This is a genomic window from Massilia sp. YIM B02443, from assembly GCF_030411955.1.
Classification (GTDB): Bacteria; Pseudomonadota; Gammaproteobacteria; order Burkholderiales; family Burkholderiaceae_D; genus Telluria.
This window is the reverse complement of sequence record NZ_JASNRA010000008.1, coordinates 24614-44750: the sequence shown is the minus strand read 5'-3', so window position 1 is coordinate 44750 and position 20137 is coordinate 24614. Positions and strand designations below refer to the sequence as shown.

The following is a 20137-nucleotide window of genomic DNA, read 5'->3' as shown; positions in this document are numbered from 1 at the left end:
CCGCGGTGCTGAAATTCGTATTCTGGGCTTTGGTGGCAGTGAACGCCGCCCTGTTCGCCTTCCGCCAGGGCTACCTGGGCCCGGCCGGCGCCGAGGAGCACGAACCGGCGCGCCTGAAAAACCAGTTGGCCGGCGAGCGCCTGGTGCTGCTCACGGAAGGCGAAGCGACAGCCGCCGCCACGAGCACCGACGCCTCCGACAACGTCGCCGAAGAAGAAGCCAGGGAGCCGGAAGCGCCGGCCGCCCCGCCTGCCCCGGTTCCTGCTCCCACAGTGCAGCTGATCGCCTGCGTCCAGGCCGGCCCGTTCTCGACCGCCGACGCGCGCCGCTTCGAATCGCGCATCAACCGCCTCGACCTGGCCGCGCGCGCGTCGCGCGTCGACACCCCATTCCAGGAAGTCACAAGCCGCCTGGTCTACCTGCCGCCGAACGGCGGCCGCGAAGGCGCCCAGCGCCGCGCCGCCGAACTGAAGGAACGCGGCGTGGCCAACTTCTTCATCATGCAAGGCGACTCGCCGCTGCGCTACGCGATCTCGCTGGGCGTGTTCAAGACCGACGGCGCGGCCCAGAAACTGGCCGCCGACCTCGGACGCCAGGGCGTGCGCGGCGTGCGCATCCTGCCGCGCGGCCCGCAGACCACGCGCACCGCGTTCCAGTTCCGGCGCATCGACGCTGGAGCGCGCACGCGCATTGCCGGCATCGCCGACGATTTCAGCGGCGCGGCGGTGCGCAACTGTGACTGATCACGACTGACGGCTGCTGCCCGCAGAGCCGCAGCAGTGCCGGATTACTCGTCAGTATCCGCGACGGTTTCTGCCGCCCGCTTCGGAAAGAGGTAGGTACAAATCGCGATGAAGCCAATACCGGTCTGCACGACAGTGGCGCCGACCAGGGCCATGATCACATTGGATGTAATGAGCCTGTCCGATGCGGTGATCTGTCTGGCAACGAGCATCTCCTTGTCGCTTTTCATGACCTCGGCAACGATATCCAGCACTCCATGGTTGAGCCAAATGAAAATTCCTGACACGACCACAACCATCAGAAATCGAAGAACGATGTCGACATAGATACTGTTGGCCCTGGCACTTCCGAGCCTGCTTGCATGAGCGCCGAGATTGACGACACTCTCGTTATGCCCGCTCATCGGAGAATGATCTTCGTTTCGTCTGTCTTGTTCTGGACGATCGAGAGGCTTCCATCAGCGTTTTCATGGCGCGCAGCAACATCCAAGAGTGCAATTGCCTTACGCAAAACTTCGCTTTTCGAAGAAGCGCCAAAGTGCTTCTTCAATTCCTCCAGCTTGGCATCCAGCCGACTATCAATATTGAATGAAGTTGCCATAATGATACCTCCGTTTATACGCAAATTTTGCGTAGATTATACCCCTGCATTGGGGTCCGGATTGGATGGACATCGTGCCGACGGCGAAACGTGCAAGCGTACCCAGCTCAGGAATGGAAAGTAGACGAAAACGTCAACGCAGGCTTGCCGGCGTCGCCAGCCTGCTTGATAGCGCCCTGAACCAGCAAGAAACTGAGGTGCCTCAGCGCCGCACGACGATCGGCTTCAAGCCAAAATCGACCGGCACCGCCCGCGCCGCTTCCGCCGCATCGGCCCTTGTCGCGAACGGCCCGCCGTACAGGCGATTGAGCGCCCCTACCTTCACCACTTCCAGCGTGCCCAGGTCGACGCCGGCGCGCGCCAGCTTGTCGCTCAGCGCCTCCGCGGTGCCGGCACGGCCGTAGGCGCCGAGCTGGATGTAGTAGCCGCCGGCCGGGGATGCGGGCGCGGACACGCCCGACGCGTTGGCCGCGGCCGGCATGTCGGTGATCACCGGCTCCATCTGCGCCGCCAGCGCCTTCGCTTCGACCCGGTCTTCCAGCATCAGGGCCGCGATGTCCGGCGGCGCCGATTGTTCTTTCGACACGGCTTCGCGGCGCACGGTGGCGATGCGGGTCGGGTCGTTCGGGAACAGGCGCTCGATCTCGACTTCATGGCTGCCCTTGCCCAACAGGCCGAGTTTCAGCGCCGCCGTGTACGAGACGTCGATGATGCGGCTGGAGTGGAACGGGCCGCGGTCGTTGATGCGCACCACCACCGACTTGCCCGAATCGACGCTGGTCACGCGCACGTACGAGGGAATCGGCAGCGTCGGGTGGGCGGCCGTCATCTTGTACATGTCGTAGGCTTCGCCCGACGAGGTGCGCTGGCCGTGGAACTTGACGCCGTACCAGGTGGCGACGCCGCGCTGGGTAAAGGCGTCCTGGTGCAGGATCGGCGTATAGGTCTTGCCGAACACCGAGTACGGGCGGTTGGCCCACTTGGCATACGGCTCATCCTTGACGATCGCGTCCGGCACGTCGAGCAGGCCGTCGGGGATGTCGTCGCCCGGGCCGTCGTCCTTGTAGTAGCCGCCGCGGCCGGAGTTGGCCGCGGGCAGCTTCGGTGCCGGGCCGTGCTTGGCGGCCGGCTTGTGCGGCCAGGGCAGCGGGATCAGTGGTTTATGTTCGCCGGTGGTGCTGCAGCCGGCCAGTAGTACTGCAAATCCGGTAACCAGAGCCGCCGGGATGTTTCTTCGAACGGCCATGGGTCGTCCTCCATCTATTACGTCTGCACCAGTTTACGATGTCTTTGAATACTCATCAATATGCCGGCGCCAAGGCCGAGCGTGATAAATGCGGTGCCGCCGTAGCTCATGAAGGGCAGCGGCACCCCCACCACCGGCAGAATCCCGGCCACCATGCCCATGTTCACGAATGCATAGGTGAAGAAAATCATGGAAATCGAACCGGCCAGCAGGCGCCCGAAGGCGTTCGGGGCATTGGCCGCGATCATCAGTCCGCGCCCGATCAACAATAGATAAACGAACAACAGCACCAGGTTTCCGACCAGGCCAAATTCTTCCGAATACACCGAGAACACGAAGTCGGTGGTGCGTTCCGGGACGAATTCGAGGTAGCCCTGGGTGCCCTGCATATAGCCCTTGCCGGTGACGCCGCCCGAGCCGATCGCAATGATCGACTGGATGATGTGGAAGCCCTTGCCCAGCGGGTCCGAGGTCGGGTCGATCAGCGTCATCACGCGCTCGCGCTGATAGTCGTGCATCATCGACCAGCCCAGCGGCAACGAGGCCAGGCCGGCCACGGCCAGCGCGATGATCGCCTTCCACGACAGGCCGGCCAGGAAGATCACGTACAGCCCCGACGACGCCACCAGCAGCGAGGTGCCGAGGTCGGGCTGCTTCATGATGAAGGCGACCGGGATCATCAGGATCACGGCGGCGATGACGTAGTGCTTCCAGCCCGCCACCTGGGCCCGGGTCTGGAAGTACCAGGCCAGCATCAGCGGCACCCCGATCTTCATGATCTCGGACGGCTGGATGTCGATCACGCCGATGTGCAGCCAGCGCCGCGCGCCCTTCTTGATCAGGCCGAACATGGCCACCGCCAGCAGCAGCGCCACGCCGACCGTGTAGATCGGCACGGCCAGCCGCATCAGCGTCTGCGGCGCGATGTTCGCGGCGATCCACATGACGGCGAACGACAGCAGGAAGTTGCGGATCTGGTGCTCGACCCGGTCCGGGAAGTCGGCGCCGGCCGACATCATGGTGACCATGCTGATCGTGACCAGGATCCCCAGGATCAGGGTCAGCGGCAGGTCGAACACCGTGAAATAGGGACGCAGGCGGCGCCGCAGCGAGCGGCGTTCTGGAATATGGGCCATGGTTACTGGGTTCGGGTGGTGGCGGCGGCGCTGGCGACGACGGGATTGACTGCGGGTGCCGGCGCGGGAGCCGGTGCAGGCGCAGGTTTGCGGGCGCTGCCCGGCGCGGCGCCGTCCTTCGGTTCCGGCGGCGGCGCCGGACGCTTGCCGAGGATGGCGTAGTCGAGCACCTTGCGCGCGATCGGCGCCGCCACCACGCCGCCGAAGCCGGCATTCTCGACCACCATCGCGATCGCGATGCGTGGCTGGTCGGCCGGCGCGAAGGCGGTGAACAGGGCGTTGTCGCGATGGCGTTCGTCGATCGCATTGGCGTCGTACTTCTTGCCGCGCAGGCCGATCACCTGCGCGGTGCCGGTCTTGCCGCCCGCGGTATAGGCGGCGCTGGCGAAAGCGCGCTGGCCGGTGCCTTCGCGGATCACGCCCGCCATCGCATCCTTGATGAAGTCGATGTGCTCCTGCTTCAACGCCAGGCGCCGGGTTTCCTTGGGCACGGTCAGGGTGCGCTGGCGGGTCGATCCGTCCTCGACCATCTTGACCAGGTGCGGCTTCATCACCACGCCGTTATTGGCCAGGATCGCGGTCGCATGCGCCAGCTGCAGCATGGTGTAGTTGTTGAAGCCCTGCCCGATCGAGATCGAGATGGTGTCGCCGCCCACCCATTTCTGGGCCGCGCGGTTGCGCTTGAAGCGTTCGGCCTTCCATTCCTTGGACGGCAGCACGCCGGTCTTTTCGTGATCGAGATCGATCCCGGTCGGCTGGCCGAAGCCGAATTCGCGCATGAAGTTGGAGATGTTATCGATCCCCATCTCGTTGCCGAGCTGGTAGTAATAGGTGTCGCAGGAGTGGGCGATCGAGTGGTACATGTTGACGATGCCGTGGCCGCCCGGCTTGTCGTCGTTGAAGCGGTGCCCGCCCAGCATGAAGAAGCCGGGGTCGCGGATCGCGTCGTGCGGACGGCGGAAGCCCATCTCGAGCGCCGCCAGCGACATGAAGGGCTTGAAGGTCGAGCCGGGCGGATAGGTGCCCGACAGCGGACGGTTCATCAGCGGGCGGTCGAGCGAGGTGTTCAACTCGTTCCAGCTCTGGGTGTCGATGCCGTCGACGAACAGGTTGGGGTCGAACCCCGGGCGCGAGACATAGGCCAGCACGTCGCCGGTGGACGGCTCGATCGCCACCAGCGCGCCGCGGTAGTCGCCGAAGGCTTCCTCGGCCACCTTCTGCAGCTCGATGTCGATCGACAGGATCAGGTTGCTGCCCGGGGTCGGCGCCGTGCGGCGCAGGGTGCGGATCGCGCGCCCGCCGGCCGAGCGCTCGACCTGCTCGTAGCCGGTGACGCCGTGCAGCTGGCGCTCGTAGCGCTTCTCGACGCCTTCCTTGCCGATATGGTCGGTGCCGTTGTAGTTGGCGGCGTCGTCGCTTTCTTCCAGCGCGTTCGCCTCCTTGGCGTTGATGCGGCCGATGTAGCCGATCACGTGCGAGGCCACCTCGCCCATCGGATACTGGCGGAACAGGCGCGCCTGCACCTCGACCCCGGGGAAGCGGAAGCGCTGGGCGGTGAAGCGCGCCACCTCGTCGTCGGTCAGGCGGGTGCGCAGCGGCACGCTGGCGAAACTGCGCGACTCTTCGCGCAGGCGCTTGAAGCGGCGCCGGTCGCGCGCGTCGATCTCGACCAGCTTGGCCAATTCGTCGATCACCGACTCGAGGTCGGCCTGCAGCTTCGACGGCGTGATCTCGAGCGTGTAGGCCGAATAGTTACGCGCCAGGACCACGCCGTTGCGGTCGACGATCAGGCCGCGGTTGGGCACGATCGGCACCAGCGCGATGCGGTTGTCCTCGGCCTGGGCCGCGTACTGGTCGTGGTGCAGCACCTGCAGCCAGACCACGCGCGCGACCAAGAGGCCGAAGCAGATGAAGACCAGGATCACCAGCGCCGTCAGGCGCGTGCGGAACTGGTGGATCTCGCGGTCGCTGTCCTTGAACTCGGTCATTCGCAATAATGCCTGGTCAGATGGGGCGGGTGTGGTCGCGGTCGACGGCGCGCCGCTGGGGCGCCAGCAGCAGCCAGGTGATCGCCGGCCACAGGGCCACCGCCACCACGCTTTCGATGAATTGCAGCAGGCCCGGGAAGCGTCCCGAGACGGCGAAATGGACCACCAGCTGGATGGCCTGGGCCAGCAGCAGCAGCGGGAACACGTGCATGGCCTGGGTCAGCACCGGGAACCACAGCACGCGGCGGTGGATCATGATCGCCAGGTAGGACAGCAGCGTATAGGCCAGCGCGTTCTCGCCCAGCAGGCTGGCGTCGTGCACGTCCATCAGGAGGCCCATGCCGAAGGCGATGCCGATGCCGACCTTGCGCGGCTGGTGGATGCCCCAGAACACCAGCACCAGCGCGACGAAATCCGGCGCGCCGATCCAGCGGCCCCAGGGCAGCAGGTTGAGCATGAAGGCGCACACCAGGCTGAACGCGATGAACAGCGGGCTGACGGGCAGCAGGATGTAATGCGGGCGGTTAGCGGACATTGGGATTGACTCCGTTGGGCGCGGCCGCTGCGGCTGGCGTGGTTGCCTGGCGCGCGGCCGGCGCGGTCGCTTGCGCTGCGCCCGGTGCGGTGTTGGTGGTTGCGGCAGGCGCTCCTGCGGCAGGCGCTCCTGCGGCAGGCGCCCCTGCGGCCTGCGCCGCGGCGGCCGGCGTGCCGGCTGCAGGCAACGGCGCCGCCGGCAGCGGCGGCTGCGGCACCGGTTCCATCTTCGGCAGCTTGCGGCGGCTGCCTTCGTGCGCCTGGGCCGGCTGCGGGCGTTCCGGCAGCGCGTTGTGCGACATGATCACCAGCACCTGGCGGTTGCGGTCGATGCCGGCCAGCGGCTGGCCGACCACGCGTCCGAACGAGCCGGCCGCCTTCTCGACCTGGGTCACGCGCGCCACCGCCAGGCCGGCCGGATACATCCCGTCCAGGCCCGAGGTCACCAGCACGTCGCCGACCTGGATGTCGGCGTCCTGGGCCACGAAGCGCAGGTCGAGCAGGCCCGAATGGCCGCGGCCGTACACGATGCTGCGCAAGCCGCTGCGCAGCACCTGCACCGGAATCGCCTGGTCCTTGTCGGTCAGCAGCGTGACTTCGGAAGTAAAGGGAAACACGCGCGTGACCTGGCCGACCACGCCGGCATTGTCGATCACCGGCAGGCCGAGCGTGACGCCGGCGCGCGAGCCGCGGTCGATCACCACGCGGCGGGTGGACGGGTCGCGCGCGTCGTACAGGATCTCGGCCATCTGCGACTGCACCGGCAGCTGCGCCTTGCCTTCCATCAGGCGCCGCAGCTGGGCGTTCTCGGCCATCTGCAACTGGGCCTGCTGCAGCAGGGTCGCCTGCTGCAACTGCTGTTCCTTGAGCGCCTGCACTTCGCGCTGCAGCGTCGACACCGACGAGAAATAACCGCCCATATTGGACAGCGCTTCGCGCGGCATCAGGGCCGCCATCTGCACCGGGTACAGCACGGTGGCGGCCACGCTGCGCACCCCGCCCAGCAGGTTCATGCGCGCGTCCAGCACCAGCAGCACGATCGCGATCAGCGCGAACACCGTCACCTTGACGCGCGCGGGCGCGCCTTGTTTGAACAGCGGCGGAGGACTGTATTCCATGACGTTGGTGATGGTGGAACGGGATGCCGGCGCGCGATGACGAAAAGGGCGGAAGATACGTCAAGGCGGGCAGCCGCACGCGCTTGTCCGCCGTGCGTACTGCCCGCCCTGTGCCTTCATGTCGCGCTCATGTAGCCTTGATGCGTGCCGGTCCGTGTTTTTATTCGTACGAGAAGATCGATCCCAGCTTGTCCATGCGTTCCAGCGCCATGCCCGAACCGCGCACCACGCAGGTCAGCGGATCTTCGGCCACCAGCACCGGCAGGCCGGTTTCTTCCATCAGCAGGCGATCGAGGTCACGCAGCAGCGCGCCGCCGCCGGTCAGCATCATGCCCTTCTCGGCGATGTCGGCGCCCAGTTCCGGCGGCGCCTGTTCCAGCGCATTCTTGACCGCCGAGACGATGTTGTTGAGCGGGTCGGTCAGCGCTTCCAGGATCTCGTTGCTCGAGATGGTGAACGAGCGCGGGATGCCTTCGGACAGGTTACGGCCCTTGACTTCCATTTCCTTGACTTCCGACCCCGGGAACGCCGAGCCGATCGCCTTCTTGATCGCTTCCGCGGTCTGTTCGCCGATCAGCATGCCGTAGTTGCGGCGGATGTAGTTGACGATCGCTTCGTCGAACTTGTCGCCGCCGACGCGCACCGAACCTTTATAGACCATGCCGCCGAGCGAGATGATGCCCACCTCGGTGGTGCCGCCGCCGATGTCGACCACCATCGAGCCGGTCGCATCCGACACCGGCAGGCCGGCGCCGATCGCGGCCGCCATCGGCTCTTCGATCAGGTACACCTGCGAGGCGCCGGCGCCGAGCGCCGATTCGCGGATCGCGCGGCGCTCGACCTGGGTCGAGCCGCACGGCACGCAGATGATGATGCGCGGCGACGGACGGAAGAATTTCGAGTCGTGCACCATGCGGATGAACTGCTTGAGCATCTGCTCGGTGACGGTGAAGTCGGCGATCACGCCATCCTTCATCGGGCGGATCGCCTCTATATTGCCCGGCACCTTGCCCAGCATCTGCTTGGCTTCCTTGCCGACCGCCTGGATCGTCTTCTTGCCATTCGGGCCGCCTTCCTGGCGGATCGCCACCACCGACGGTTCATCCAGCACGATGCCCAGGCCGCGGACGTAGATCAGCGTATTGGCGGTGCCGAGGTCAATCGCCAGGTCGTTCGAGAAGTAGCTGCGTAAAAAACCAAACATGGGTGTCCTGATGCGCATCAATGTGCGCCTAAACATTGATCGGGAATTCTGTGCCGCGCCTGCCAACCGAGGGCGGCGCGGGCTTCGCTGCGTGGTTGCGCGGCTTTCGGCACGACAACGCATTAGCCCGCCATTCTACCTTATAATTTGGCGTTTACATGCTGAATACCGGCGGTTTTCCCTGCCGATTAGCAAGCGAATTCGGGGGTGTTTGCAGGGTTTTATCGACCGTAAAACGCCGTTCGCTGACAACTTGCTAACATTCATTATTCGCCCAATCATATTTTGCGCGTGCCGATGCGCGCCTATTTGCCATGTCCCTGACTCTTTCAGACGTAAAACGCATCGCCAACCTGGCCCAGCTCGACATGGATGACACCCATGCCGAGACCGCGCTGGCCGAGCTGAACGGCATCTTCGCCCTGGCCGAACAGATGGCGGCGGTCGACACCTCCGGCGTAGCGCCGCTGGCCCAGCCACTGGAGGCCATCCTGGCCCTGCCGCTGCGCCTGCGCGACGACGTGGTCACCGAACAGAATCGCCGCGAGGACTACCAGGCGCCGGCCCCGAAAGCCCAGGACGGCCTGTACCTGGTGCCGAAGGTCATCGAGTAATCGCCCTGCTCTCTTGAATCGTTTTTGAATCGAACCGCATATGCATAACAAGACCCTCAAAGAGCTGTCCGCGCTCCTGCAATCGAAGCAGGTCTCGAGCACCGAACTGACGCGCCATTACCTGGACCGCATCGACGCCAGCGGCCACAACGCCTTCCTGCACGTCGACCGCGAACTGTCGCTGGCGCAGGCCGCCGCGGCCGACGCGCGCATCGCCGCCGGCACCGCGGGAGCGCTGACCGGCGTGCCGATCGCGCACAAGGACATCTTCGTCACGCGTGGCTGGCGCACCACCGCCGGCTCCAGGATGCTGCAAGGTTACGTCAGCCCGTTCGACGCCACCGTGGTCGAGCGCCTCGGCGCCGCCGGCATGGTCACCCTCGGCAAGGTCAACCTGGACGAATTCGCGATGGGTTCGGCCAATGAGAACTCGGCCTACGGCGCGGTGAAGAATCCATGGGACGCGACGGCCGTGCCGGGCGGCTCCTCGGGCGGCTCGGCCGCCGCGATCGCCGCGCGCCTGGCGCCGGCCGCCACCGCCACCGACACCGGCGGCTCGATCCGCCAGCCGGCCGCCTTCTGCGGCGTCACCGGCATCAAGCCGACCTATGGCCGCGTGTCGCGCTTCGGCATGATCGCGTTCGCCTCGTCGCTGGACCAGGGCGGCCCGATCGCCCAGACCGCCGAGGATTGCGCGCTGCTGCTGAACGACATGATCGGCTTCGACGAGCGCGATTCGACCAGCCTCACGCCGGAACAGGGCAACGGGCGTGAAGACTTCACCCGCGACCTGAACCAGCCATTGAATGGCCTGCGAATCGGCGTGCCGAGCGAGTACTTCGGCGAAGGCCTGGCGCCTGACGTCGAAAGCGCGGTGCGCACGGCGCTGGAGCAGTTCGTGAAACTGGGCGCGACCCTGGTGGACATCTCGTTGCCGAAGACGGCGCTGTCGATCCCGACCTACTACATCATCGCCCCGGCCGAGGCTTCGTCCAACCTGTCGCGCTTTGACGGCGTGCGCTACGGCCACCGCGCCAGCGAGTACAAGGATTTGCAGGACATGTACCGCAAGACGCGCGCCGAAGGTTTCGGTTCCGAAGTCAAGCGCCGCATCATGGTCGGCACCTATGTGCTGTGCCACGGCTACTACGACGCGTATTACGTGCAGGCGCAGAAGATCCGGCGCCTGATCGCCGACGACTTCCAGGCCGCGTTCGCGGATAAATGCGACGTGATCATGGGACCGGTGGCGCCGACGGTGGCGTGGGACCTGGGCTCGAAGTCGAATGACCCGGTCGCCAACTACCTGGCCGACATCTTCACGCTGTCGACCAGCCTGGCCGGTCTGCCGGGCATGTCGATCCCTTGCGGTTTCGGCGCAGGCGAGAAGAACGGCAAGCGCCCGGTCGGCCTGCAAATCATCGGCAACTACTTCGCCGAAGCCAAGTTGCTGAACATCGCGCACCAGTACCAGCAGGCGACCGACTGGCACACCCGCGCGCCGGAAGGCGTGTAAGTCCGTCGACACTGAACAAAGAGAGAACACTATGCAATGGGAAGTCGTCATCGGTCTTGAGAACCACGTCCAGCTCACGACCCAATCGAAAATCTTCAGCGGCAGCTCGATCCGCTTCGGCGCCGAGCCGAACACCCAGGCCAGCCCGGTCGACCTGGCGCTGCCGGGCGTGCTGCCGGTGCTGAACCGCGGCGCGGTCGAACGCGCGATCCGCTTCGGCCTGGCGGTCGGCGCAAAGATCGCGCCGCAGTCGGTCTTCGCGCGCAAGAACTATTTTTATCCCGACCTGCCGAAGGGTTACCAGATCAGCCAGATGGACGATCCGGTGGTCCAGGGCGGCACCATCAGCTTCGCCTACGAGAAGGACGGCAAGCTGGAGACCAAGACCGTCAACCTGACCCGCGCCCACCTCGAGGAAGACGCCGGCAAGTCGCTGCACGAAGATTACGCGGGCATGAGCGGCATCGACCTGAATCGCGCCGGCACGCCGCTGCTCGAGATCGTGTCCGAGCCGGAGATGCGCAGCGCTGCAGAAGCGGTGGCGTATGCCAAGGCGCTGCACTCGCTGGTGATGTGGCTGGGTGTCTGCGACGGGAATATGCAAGAGGGGTCCTTCCGCTGCGACGTCAACGTCTCGGTGCGCCCGCTCGGCCAGAAGGAATTCGGCACCCGCTGCGAGATCAAGAACCTGAACTCGTTCCGCTTCATGGAAGAAGCGATCCACTATGAAGTGCGGCGCCAGATCGAGCTGATCGAAGACGGCGGCAAGGTGATCCAGGCGACCCGCCTGTGGGACCCGGACCGCAAGGAAACCCGCTCGATGCGCACCAAGGAAGACGCGCAGGATTACCGCTACTTCCCCGACCCGGACCTGCCGCCCCTGATCATCGGCCAGGACTGGATCGAGCGCGTGAAGGCCGAGATGCCGGAACTGCCGGAAGCCATGCGCCAGCGCTTCACCGGCGACTACGGCCTGCCGGAATACGACAGCCTGGTCCTGACCTCGTCGCAGGCGATGGCCAACTACTACGAAGCCGTGGTGGCCAAGGCCGGCAAGGAAAACGCGAAAGCGGCCGCCAACTGGATGATGGGCGACGTTTCGTCGACCCTGAACCGCGAAGGCGTCGAGCTGCTGGACGCGCCGGTGAGCGCGGCCCAGCTGGCCCTGCTCCTGAAGCGCATCGCCGACGGCACCATCTCGAACAAGGCCGCGAAAGAAGTCTTCGCCGCCATGTGGGACGCCAAGTCGACCGATGAAGCGCTGGCCGACACCGTCATCGACCAGAAAGGCCTGAAGCAGATCTCGGATACGGGCGCGCTGGAAGCGATCGTCGACGAAGTCCTGGCCGCCAACGCCAAATCGGTCGAACAATACCGCGCCGGCAAGGAAGCTGCCATCAATGCCCTGATCGGCCAGACGATGAAGGCCTCGAAAGGCAAGGCCAACCCGGCCCAGGTCACCGAACTGCTGAAGAAAAAACTCGCCGGCTAAGCCCTCCCGCTTCGCCCCGACAATTAGGGTCAGAGTCGAATTATTGAGCAATTTCTCACGTTGCTTGGCGATTCGACACTGACCCTGATTTACTTTCGCTGCGTGCAATTTCCCAGCTCGCGCACCTTGTCCCCATTTATCGTCCGACCTCGAGCAATTGCTCAATAATTCGACTCTGACCCTAATTATTTTGGGATCGAAAGTTGCAGTAGACAATTGAATTTGAAAGCAATTCTGAACGGCTTCAGAAGACGCTGTAACGCCCGTGGATAAAAGTTATCCCCAGCAACAAGATACCCCAAAAAAAATTAGGGTCAGAGTCAAATTGTTGAGCAATTTCTCAAAACTGCCAAACAATTCGACTCTGACCCTAATTCGTTCCTGGAGAAACAATTGCAAGATAATGAGGGTCAGAGTCGATTTAAATGACAACTAGCGAAAGTTGTCAAACAATTCGACTCTGACCCTATTTGAAAGGGTTAGATGCCGTAGCGGGTGCGGTAGGCGGCGACGGCGTCTTTGTGTTGGGACAGGCGCGCATCAGCGGTATGGGTGTCCAGATAGCTGAACAGATCGGCCAGATTGGCGATCGAAATCACCGGGATGCCGAACTCGCGCGCCACTTCCTGCACTGCCGACAGCTCGGACAGCGCGTCGTCCTTGCCCGAGCGCTCCATGCGGTCCAGCGCGATCAGCACGGCGGCCGGTTCGGCGCCGGCAGCGCGGATCATCGTCACCGATTCGCGCACCGAGGTGCCGGCCGAGATCACGTCATCGACGATCACGACCTTGCCCTGCAGCTTGGCGCCGACGATGGTGCCGCCTTCGCCGTGGTCTTTTGCCTCTTTGCGGTTGTAGGCGTACGACGTGTTGCGGCCCTTCGCGGCCAGGGCCACGGCGGTGGCGCTGGCCAGGGTGATGCCTTTATAGGCCGGGCCGAACAGCATGTCGAATTCGACGCCCGAGTCGAGCAGGGTCTGGGCGTAGAACTCGGCCACCTTACCGAGGGTGGCGCCGTCGTGGAACAGGCCGGCGTTGAAGAAGTACGGCGACAGGCGCCCGGCCTTGGTCGTGAATTGACCGAACTTCAATACCTCGGCCTCGACCGAAAATCCAATGAATTGCTGGCGCAGATCGCTCACGTGCTTCCCCCTGAATGTCGAAAGCGGCTATTTTACGCGCTCCGCTCGCCGCCCGCGACCACCCGCGCCGCATCGTCAGGACTGATCGGCTTGACCAGATGGCGCTCGAAGCCGCACGCGCGGCTGCGTTCACGGTCCGCTTCCTGGCCATAACCGCTCAGCGCCACCAGCCGGCAGTCGCGCCCCGCGTCGGTGGCGCGGATGCGCGCGGCCAGCTGGTAGCCGTCCAGCACCGGCAGGCCGATGTCGAGCAGCGCCACGGTCGGGCGCAGGCGCTCGAGCGCCGCCAGCGCCGTCACCGGGTCGTAATACACCTCGACCTGGTGGCCGTGCGCGCGCAGCAGCCGCCCCAGCGTGTCGGCGCCGTCTGCGTTGTCGTCGACCAGCAGCACGCGCTGCGGCGCCACCTGCGCAGCCGGCAGCAGCGGCGCCGCAGCAAGAGCAGGCGCCAGCATGCCCGCGCCGCGCTGCAGCGGCAGCCGCACCACGAATTCGCTGCCCAGGCCGCGGCCCTCGCTGCGCGCTTCGACCCGGCCGCCGTGCAGCTCGACGATGTTCTTCACCAGCGCCAGCCCGATCCCGAGCCCGCCTTCGGCGCGGTCGATGCTGCGTTTCCCCTGGAAGAACAGGTCGAACACCTGGCCGCGCACTTCCGGCGCCAGGCCGATGCCGGTGTCGCGCACGCTGACCACGGCGTCGTTGCCGTCGCGCCGCGCCTGCAGCCGGATCTGCCCGCCCGGCTCGGTGTAGCGCGCCGCGTTGGTCAGCAAATTCGACACCACCTGCGCCAGCCGCACCGGATCGCCTTCCCACAGCACGCCCGGCGCGATCTCGACCTCCAGCCGGTGGCGGCGCTGCTCGATCAGCAGGCTGGCCATCTCGACCGCCTTGCCCAGCGCCTGCGCCAGCTCGACCCGCTCGATCTTGAGTTCGATCTTGCCGCGCGTGACCTTCGACACGTCCAGCAGATCGTCCACCAGGCGCACCAGGTGATCCACCTGGCGCCCGATGATCTCGCCCTCGCGCCCGTGCGAACCGTCGCCGCGCATGCGCATCAGCTGCAGCGCGGTGACGATCGGCGACAGCGGGTTGCGCAGCTCGTGGCCGAGCATGGCCAGGAACTCGTCCTTGGCCTGGCTCGCCGCGCTGAGATCGACCAGCAGCTGTTCGCGTTCGCGCTGCGCGCGCTCGATCGCCTGGCGGTTGCGCACGTGTTCGGTCACCTCGACCTGCACCAGGATCACGCCTTCCGGGCGACCATCGGCGCCCAGCAGCGGTTCGAGGCTCAGACGGAAGAAGCGCTCCTGCGCCACGCCGTCGGCGCCGGCCACCGTCAGCGCCAGCTCTTCCTCGTTGAACGCTTCGCCGCTGCGGTAGACGCGCGCGATGGCCTCGGCCACGGCGCTGCCTTGCACCTGCGGGAAAGCCTCGACGAAGGTCTTGCCCTTCAGGTCCGAGCAGTCGACCAGTTCGCAATAGCGGCGGTTGGCCAGGTGGAAGCGCAGCTCCGGCCCCACCAGCAGGGCCGCCGCCACCGGCGCGTTAAGCAGCATGGCATCGCGCTGGGCCAGGGCGACATCGCGCTCGTGGCGCTCGGTGGCGTCGCGCGTGAAGCAGCGCGTGTAACGCAATTCGCCATCTTCGAAGTGGCCGTTGGAGTGGATCAGCACGCGCTTGATCGAGCCGTCCTTGCAGCGCAGGCGCGCCGGCTGGTCGTACAGCGCCCCGCCGGACAGCAGCGTGGTCAGGATGTGGTCGATGGTCGACGGGTCGGCGTGGAATTCGGCGATGTGGCGGCCGACGTATTCTTCCCAGCGGTAGCCGAGCATCTGCAGCTCGGCGCGGTTGGCCCACAGGATGGTGCCGTCGGGGCCGACGCGGTGCAGGCCTTCAACGGCCTTCTCGACGAAGTCGGCCAGTTCCGTGACCGATGCATCGTCATGCATGCGCACGCCGGGTCCGGCGTCGAACGATTTGTCGTTTTTCATGGATAGGGATTCGTGTGGCGCGGCAAAGGACAAACACGGAGTCTAGCGCGCGGAAGGATTGACCAGTGTAACAGATCGTTTCCGTTAAACATGTGCCTGGCGGCATTTCCGCAACAGAGGGCCAGGTGACCGCGGCGGGACAAAAGCGTTACACTGACGCCTGAAGTTGCCGGACATCATTGAAAGCCGGCAGTCCCCCCACTGCTTTCCGATATCACCATGCCACGAATTATTTCCGCCAACCTGAACGGCATCCGCTCGGCACACAAGAAGGGTTTCTTCGACTGGCTGGCCACCCAGCAGGCCGACTACATCTGCGTCCAGGAGCTGAAGGCGCAGGAAGCCGACATGACCGAGGACTTCCTGCGCCCGCACGGCTACCACGGCCGTTTCCACTATGCCGAAAAGAAGGGCTACTCGGGCACCGGCGTGTACAGCAAGAGCGAACCGGACCAGCACCGCATCGGCTTCGGCTGCGGCGAATTCGACGCCGAAGGCCGCTACACCCGCTGCGACTTCGGCAACCTGACCGTCATTTCGCTGTACGCGCCGTCCGGTTCTTCGTCGCCCGAGCGCCAGCTGGCCAAGTTCCGCTTCATGGAAGTGTTCCTGCCGCACCTGATGGAATTGAAGGCCGAGGGCCGCGAAGTGGTGATCTGCGGCGACTGGAACATCGCGCACAAGGAGATCGACCTCAAGAACTGGAAGGGCAACCTCAAGAATTCGGGCTTCCTGCCCGAAGAACGGGCCTGGATGACGCGCATCTTCGACGAACTGGGCCTGGTCGACGTGCACCGCGGCCTGGATCCGCGGCCCGAACAGTACACCTGGTGGAGCAACCGCGGCCAGGCTTATGCCAAGAACGTCGGCTGGCGCATCGACTATCACGTCGCCACCCCGGGCATTGCCGCCTGCGCGAAAACCGTGTCGGTCTACAAGGACGTGAAGTTCTCGGACCACGCGCCCCTGATCATCGATTACGAGCTGTAAAACCTACGCCGGCCAGTCGAGCGTGAAGGCGCTGCTGAAGCTGCGCGGCTGGCCCGTCAAGGGATCGTCGAAGGCGATCGAGCGCGCCAGCAGCTTGAGCGGCGCGCTATAGTCGTCGCCCTTGCACGGCAGCGCCACCGGATAGAAGGTGTCGTTGACGATCGGCGCGCCCAGTTGCGACAGGTGCAGGCGCAGCTGGTGCTTGCGTCCCGTATGCGGATGCAGGCGGTAGCGCGCCAGGTCGCCGCGCCGCTCCAGCAGTTCGATCACGGTCTCGGAGTTCGGCTCGCCTTCCACCTCTTCGCTCACGAAGAACTGCTCGGCATCCTGCATGCGGCTACGGTAGGTGAACGGGAAATCTCTTCCTTGCATGCTGCCGGCCAGCGCCTCGTAGGTCTTCTGCACCACGCGCTTCTGGAACATCGACTGGTAGGCGCCGCGCGAATCCGGATTGTGCGAAAAGATCACCACGCCGGCGGTCTCGCGATCGAGCCGGTGGATCGGCACCAGGTGCGGCAGGTCGTATTGCCGCTTCAGGCGCACCAGCAGCGTCTCTTTCAGAAAGCGTCCGGTCGGGATGGTCGGCAAAAAATGCGGCTTGTCGGCCACCAGCAGGTGCTCGTCCTGGAACAGCACCCGTTCCTGGAACGGGATCGGCGTCTCTTCGTGTTCCAGTTCGCGGTAGTACCAGATGCGCATGCCTTGCCGCACGTGGCTGTCGGCGTTCAGCGCCACACCCCTGGCGTCGACAATCTCGCCGCGCGCCAGCCTTGCCGCCCACGCCGCCGCGCTCACGTCCGGAAAGCGCTCGCACAGGAAGCGCAGCATGCCGCCGGCGCGGGTCTCGGTCAGCCACAGGTAGCTGGGCGCGACACCGTCGCGCAGCGGCAGCGGCACGAACGCATTGGCTTCGGCTTGATGGCCTTTTATTACTCGTGCCATGCGCGAGCCATCAGCGCAGCGCGGTGCTCTGGTACGACGGCAGCTTCGCCACCGTCGTGTTTTTCGCGCGCGCGTACAGCGGCAGCAGCACGTTCATGTGCTTTTCCATGTCCTGGATGCGGGTCTCGCCGCCCGGGTGGGTCGACAGCAGCTCGAGCGGCGCGCCCTGGTTCAGCTGCGCCATCTTGCGCCACAGGGCGATGCCGGCGCGCGGGTCGTAGCCGGCGCGCGAGGAGATGTCCAGGCCGACCAGGTCGGCCTCGCGCTCTTCGTCGCGCGAGAATTTCAGCACCAGCATCTGGCCGCCCATGTTGGCGATGGTGCCGGTGATGTTGGGATCGACCCCGAAGATGCCCGACACCAGCGCGCCCCCGACGCGCGCGCCGATCGAGGTGACGTTCGACTTGGCCATCCGCTCGCGCCCGTGCTCGCGCAGCGCGTGGGCGATTTCGTGGCCCATCACGGCCGCGATCTCGTCGTCGTTGAGTTTCAACTGGCTGATGATGCCGGTGTAGAAACCGATGCGGCCACCCGGCATGCAGAAGGCATTGACCTCGTTCGACTGGATCAGGTTGACCTGCCATTCCCACTTGGTGGCGGCCTGGTTCCAGCGCGGCGTAAACGGGATGATGCGCTGGGCGATCGAACGCAGGCGCTTGACCTGGGGATCGGACGCCGGCACCAGCACGCCTTTCTGCTGGGCTTCGCTCATCATCTGCGTGTACTGGGTGCGCGCGGCCTCGTTGACCGTTTCTTCCGGCGCCAGCACGCGCATGCGCGACAGCGGCTTGACGGCGATGCCGTCCTGGACCACGGTGTCCTGGGCCGGCGCCAGGCCGGTGACGGCGCACAAGGACAGGCAAAGGGCCAATGTTTTCAGTTTTTTCATCGTATCGGCATCGGGCCGTGGTTGGCGGCCCCTCCTCTCAAGGTTTAGTCGGCAGGATCCGCGTCGGGACGCAGCTCAGCTGCGATGATGCGGCAAGCGGCGCGTACGTACTAGCCGCCAACGCACATAGCGCAGCGCCTGGTCAGCCGGCCGGACGAACTTTCTTGCGCAAACGAAACACCGCCAGGCTACCGCGCAGATTCGGCAGGAAGTTGATCACCTTGCCATCGGCCAGCGCCACGCATTCCAGCACTTCGAGGCCGCATTCCTCGGCCAGTTCCTGGAAATCGTAGATCGTGGCGCAGCGCACGTTGGGCGTGTCGTACCACTGGTACGGCAGCGACCGCGAAACCGGCATGCGGCCCTTGAGCAGCGCCAGCCGGTGTGGCCAGTGCGCGAAGTTGGGGAACGAGACGATCGCCTCATGGCCGACGCGCACGATGTCGCGCAGCAGCGCTTCGACGTGCTGCATCATCTGCAGGGAATTCAGGCACAGCACCGTGTCGAAGGTGTTGTCGCCAAACAGGCCCAGTCCCTGCTCCATGTCGTGCTGGATCACGCTGACGCCGCGGCGGGTGCTTTCCAGCACCTTGTCGTCGGCGATCTCGATGCCATAACCGGTGCAGCGCTTGCCGGATTCCAGATAGCGCAGCATGGCGCCGTCGCCGCAGCCGACGTCCAGCACGTGGGCGCGTTCGCCCACCCAGTGCGCGATGAAGGCCAGGTCGGGACGCAGGGTATTGAGGTCGTTGAAGTTCATGCGGCCTCCTTGCCGGCAGTGGCAGCAATGGTAGCCACCGGCGCGATCGCCAGGTCGAGCGCGATCCGGTCGTAGTAGGCGCGCACCACGTTCATGTAGCGCTCGTCCTCGAGCAGGAAGGCGTCGTGACCGTGCGGCGCGTCGATCTCGGCGTAGGTGACGCGGCGCCGGTTGCTGATCAATGCTTCGACGATCTCGCGGCTGCGCTCGGGCGAGAAGCGCCAATCGGTGGTGAACGAGGCGATCAGGAATTGGGCCTTGGTTCCCGACAGCGCCTTCACCAGGTCGCCGTCATGCTCGCGCGCCGGATCGAAGTAGTCCAGCGCCTTGGTGATCAACAGGTAGGTGTTGGCGTCGAAGTATTCCGAGAACTTGTCGCCCTGGTAGCGCAGGTAGGATTCGATTTCGAAGTCGATGCCGAAGTCGAAGTTGTAGTCGTTGGTCTCGGCCGCGTTGCGCAGCTTGCGGCCGAACTTCTCGGCCATGTCGTCGTTCGACAGATACGTGATGTGGCCGACCATGCGGGCGACCTTCAGCCCATTTTTCGGCACCACGTCGTGTTCATAAAAGTCGCCGCCGCGGTAGTCCGGGTCGGTCAGGATCGCCTGGCGCGCCACGTCGTTGAAGGCGATGTTCTGCGCCGACAGCTTGGGCGTGGACGCGATCACGATGCAGTGGCGCAGGCGTTCGGGATACATGATGCTCCACGACAGCGCCTGCATGCCGCCCAGCGAGCCGCCCATCACGGCGGCGAATTGTTCGATGCCGAGGCGGTCGGCCAGGCGCGCCTGCGCCGCCACCCAGTCTTCCACCGTCACCAGCGGGAAGGCGGCGCCGTAGGGTTTACCGGTGGCCGGGTTGACGTGCATCGGGCCGGTCGAGCCGAAGCAGGAACCGAGGTTGTTGACGCCGATGACGAAGAAGCGGTCGGTGTCGACCGGCTTGCCCGGGCCGACCATATTGTCCCACCAGCCCGTGCTTTTCGGGGTGGCGTAGTGGCCCGCCACGTGGTGCGAGGCATTGAGCGCGTGGCAGATCAGCACCGCGTTCGACTTGTCGGCGTTGAGCGTGCCATAGGTTTCATACATCAGCGTGTAGTCGCCGAGTTCGGCCCCGCTTTGCAGGCGCAGCGGCTCGGCGAAGTGCATCGCCTGCGGTGTGACTATTCCAAGAGATCCCATGAAGGTGTGGCTACTGTAGATTGGTACGGGTGATTGGTACTGAATGTGTGTGC

Annotated in this window: 19 protein-coding genes; 5 read left to right on the top strand and 14 right to left on the bottom strand. The window is 65.1% G+C overall.

Features of this window, described 5'->3' with window-relative positions:
* Positions 1-5: 5 nt before the first annotated feature.
* The gene (locus tag QPK27_RS10390; RefSeq protein ID WP_290418158.1) at positions 6-743 is read left to right on the top strand and encodes an SPOR domain-containing protein; all 738 of its coding nucleotides are present in this window, start codon (positions 6-8) and stop codon (positions 741-743) included.
* Between the two features lie 44 nt (positions 744-787).
* Here the strand turns inward: QPK27_RS10390 and QPK27_RS10385 are convergent, their stop codons facing one another.
* The 8 genes from QPK27_RS10385 to QPK27_RS10350 all read right to left on the bottom strand — a co-directional run bounded on the left by QPK27_RS10385 (position 788) and on the right by QPK27_RS10350 (position 8570).
* Positions 788-1147, bottom strand: a complete 360-nt coding sequence (locus tag QPK27_RS10385) for a hypothetical protein (RefSeq protein ID WP_290418157.1) — start codon at positions 1145-1147, stop codon at positions 788-790.
* A complete protein-coding gene (locus tag QPK27_RS10380; protein ID WP_290418156.1) occupies positions 1144-1344 on the bottom strand; it encodes a ribbon-helix-helix protein, CopG family in 201 nt (66 codons plus the stop codon). The genes QPK27_RS10385 and QPK27_RS10380 overlap by 4 nt, the downstream gene beginning before the upstream one ends.
* Before the next feature lie 202 nt (positions 1345-1546).
* Entirely contained in the window at positions 1547-2590 is a 1044-nt protein-coding gene (locus QPK27_RS10375) for a septal ring lytic transglycosylase RlpA family protein (RefSeq protein WP_290418155.1), read from the bottom strand.
* Between the two features lie 17 nt (positions 2591-2607).
* A complete protein-coding gene (gene rodA / locus QPK27_RS10370) occupies positions 2608-3726 on the bottom strand; it encodes a rod shape-determining protein RodA (RefSeq protein ID WP_290418154.1) in 1119 nt (372 codons plus the stop codon).
* 2 nt (positions 3727-3728) lie between these two features.
* Complete coding sequence (gene mrdA, locus QPK27_RS10365) at positions 3729-5714, bottom strand: penicillin-binding protein 2 (protein ID WP_290418153.1); 1986 nt, start codon at positions 5712-5714, stop codon at positions 3729-3731.
* A gap of 16 nt (positions 5715-5730) precedes the next feature.
* On the bottom strand, positions 5731-6249 hold the full coding sequence (gene mreD, locus QPK27_RS10360; protein ID WP_290418152.1) for a rod shape-determining protein MreD: 519 nt from the start codon (positions 6247-6249) through the stop codon (positions 5731-5733).
* Positions 6239-7366, bottom strand: coding sequence for a rod shape-determining protein MreC (gene mreC / locus QPK27_RS10355; protein ID WP_290418151.1), 1128 nt, complete (start codon positions 7364-7366; stop codon positions 6239-6241). The genes mreD and mreC overlap by 11 nt, the downstream gene beginning before the upstream one ends.
* 160 nt (positions 7367-7526) lie before the next feature.
* Positions 7527-8570 (bottom strand): rod shape-determining protein, encoded by a 1044-nt coding sequence (locus QPK27_RS10350; RefSeq protein ID WP_036247668.1) that lies wholly within the window; start codon positions 8568-8570, stop codon positions 7527-7529.
* Between the two features lie 314 nt (positions 8571-8884).
* On the opposite strand from QPK27_RS10350, the gene gatC reads away from it, so the two are divergent.
* The 3 genes from gatC to gatB are packed head-to-tail and all read left to right on the top strand — an operon-like array spanning position 8885 to position 12192.
* The gene (gatC, locus tag QPK27_RS10345) at positions 8885-9184 is read left to right on the top strand and encodes an Asp-tRNA(Asn)/Glu-tRNA(Gln) amidotransferase subunit GatC (protein WP_290418150.1); all 300 of its coding nucleotides are present in this window, start codon (positions 8885-8887) and stop codon (positions 9182-9184) included.
* Positions 9185-9224: 40 nt separating this feature from the next.
* Positions 9225-10700 carry an Asp-tRNA(Asn)/Glu-tRNA(Gln) amidotransferase subunit GatA gene (gatA, locus tag QPK27_RS10340; protein WP_290418149.1) on the top strand — a complete coding sequence of 492 codons (1476 nt, stop codon included), beginning with the start codon at positions 9225-9227 and terminating at the stop codon, positions 10698-10700.
* A gap of 31 nt (positions 10701-10731) precedes the next feature.
* Positions 10732-12192, top strand: a complete 1461-nt coding sequence (gene gatB, locus QPK27_RS10335; RefSeq protein ID WP_290418148.1) for an Asp-tRNA(Asn)/Glu-tRNA(Gln) amidotransferase subunit GatB — start codon at positions 10732-10734, stop codon at positions 12190-12192.
* Between the two features lie 479 nt (positions 12193-12671).
* On the opposite strand, the gene pyrE is transcribed toward gatB, so the two are convergent.
* Both pyrE and QPK27_RS10325 read right to left on the bottom strand, forming a co-directional pair.
* Entirely contained in the window at positions 12672-13334 is a 663-nt protein-coding gene (pyrE, locus tag QPK27_RS10330) for an orotate phosphoribosyltransferase (protein ID WP_290418147.1), read from the bottom strand.
* A gap of 32 nt (positions 13335-13366) precedes the next feature.
* The gene (locus tag QPK27_RS10325) at positions 13367-15322 is read right to left on the bottom strand and encodes an ATP-binding protein (RefSeq protein WP_290418146.1); all 1956 of its coding nucleotides are present in this window, start codon (positions 15320-15322) and stop codon (positions 13367-13369) included.
* Between the two features lie 219 nt (positions 15323-15541).
* On the opposite strand from QPK27_RS10325, the gene QPK27_RS10320 reads away from it, so the two are divergent.
* Positions 15542-16312 carry an exodeoxyribonuclease III gene (locus QPK27_RS10320; protein WP_290418145.1) on the top strand — a complete coding sequence of 257 codons (771 nt, stop codon included), beginning with the start codon at positions 15542-15544 and terminating at the stop codon, positions 16310-16312.
* Between the two features lie 3 nt (positions 16313-16315).
* On the opposite strand, the gene QPK27_RS10315 is transcribed toward QPK27_RS10320, so the two are convergent.
* The 4 genes from QPK27_RS10315 to QPK27_RS10300 all read right to left on the bottom strand — a co-directional run bounded on the left by QPK27_RS10315 (position 16316) and on the right by QPK27_RS10300 (position 20051).
* Positions 16316-17254 carry a pseudouridine synthase gene (locus QPK27_RS10315; protein ID WP_290418144.1) on the bottom strand — a complete coding sequence of 313 codons (939 nt, stop codon included), beginning with the start codon at positions 17252-17254 and terminating at the stop codon, positions 16316-16318.
* Positions 17255-17264: 10 nt separating this feature from the next.
* The gene (locus QPK27_RS10310) at positions 17265-18143 is read right to left on the bottom strand and encodes a M48 family metallopeptidase (RefSeq protein ID WP_290418143.1); all 879 of its coding nucleotides are present in this window, start codon (positions 18141-18143) and stop codon (positions 17265-17267) included.
* 142 nt (positions 18144-18285) lie between these two features.
* Entirely contained in the window at positions 18286-18903 is a 618-nt protein-coding gene (gene metW / locus QPK27_RS10305; protein ID WP_290418142.1) for a methionine biosynthesis protein MetW, read from the bottom strand.
* Positions 18900-20051, bottom strand: coding sequence for a homoserine O-acetyltransferase (locus QPK27_RS10300; RefSeq protein ID WP_374047045.1), 1152 nt, complete (start codon positions 20049-20051; stop codon positions 18900-18902). The genes metW and QPK27_RS10300 overlap by 4 nt, the downstream gene beginning before the upstream one ends.
* Positions 20052-20137: the final 86 nt, after the last annotated feature.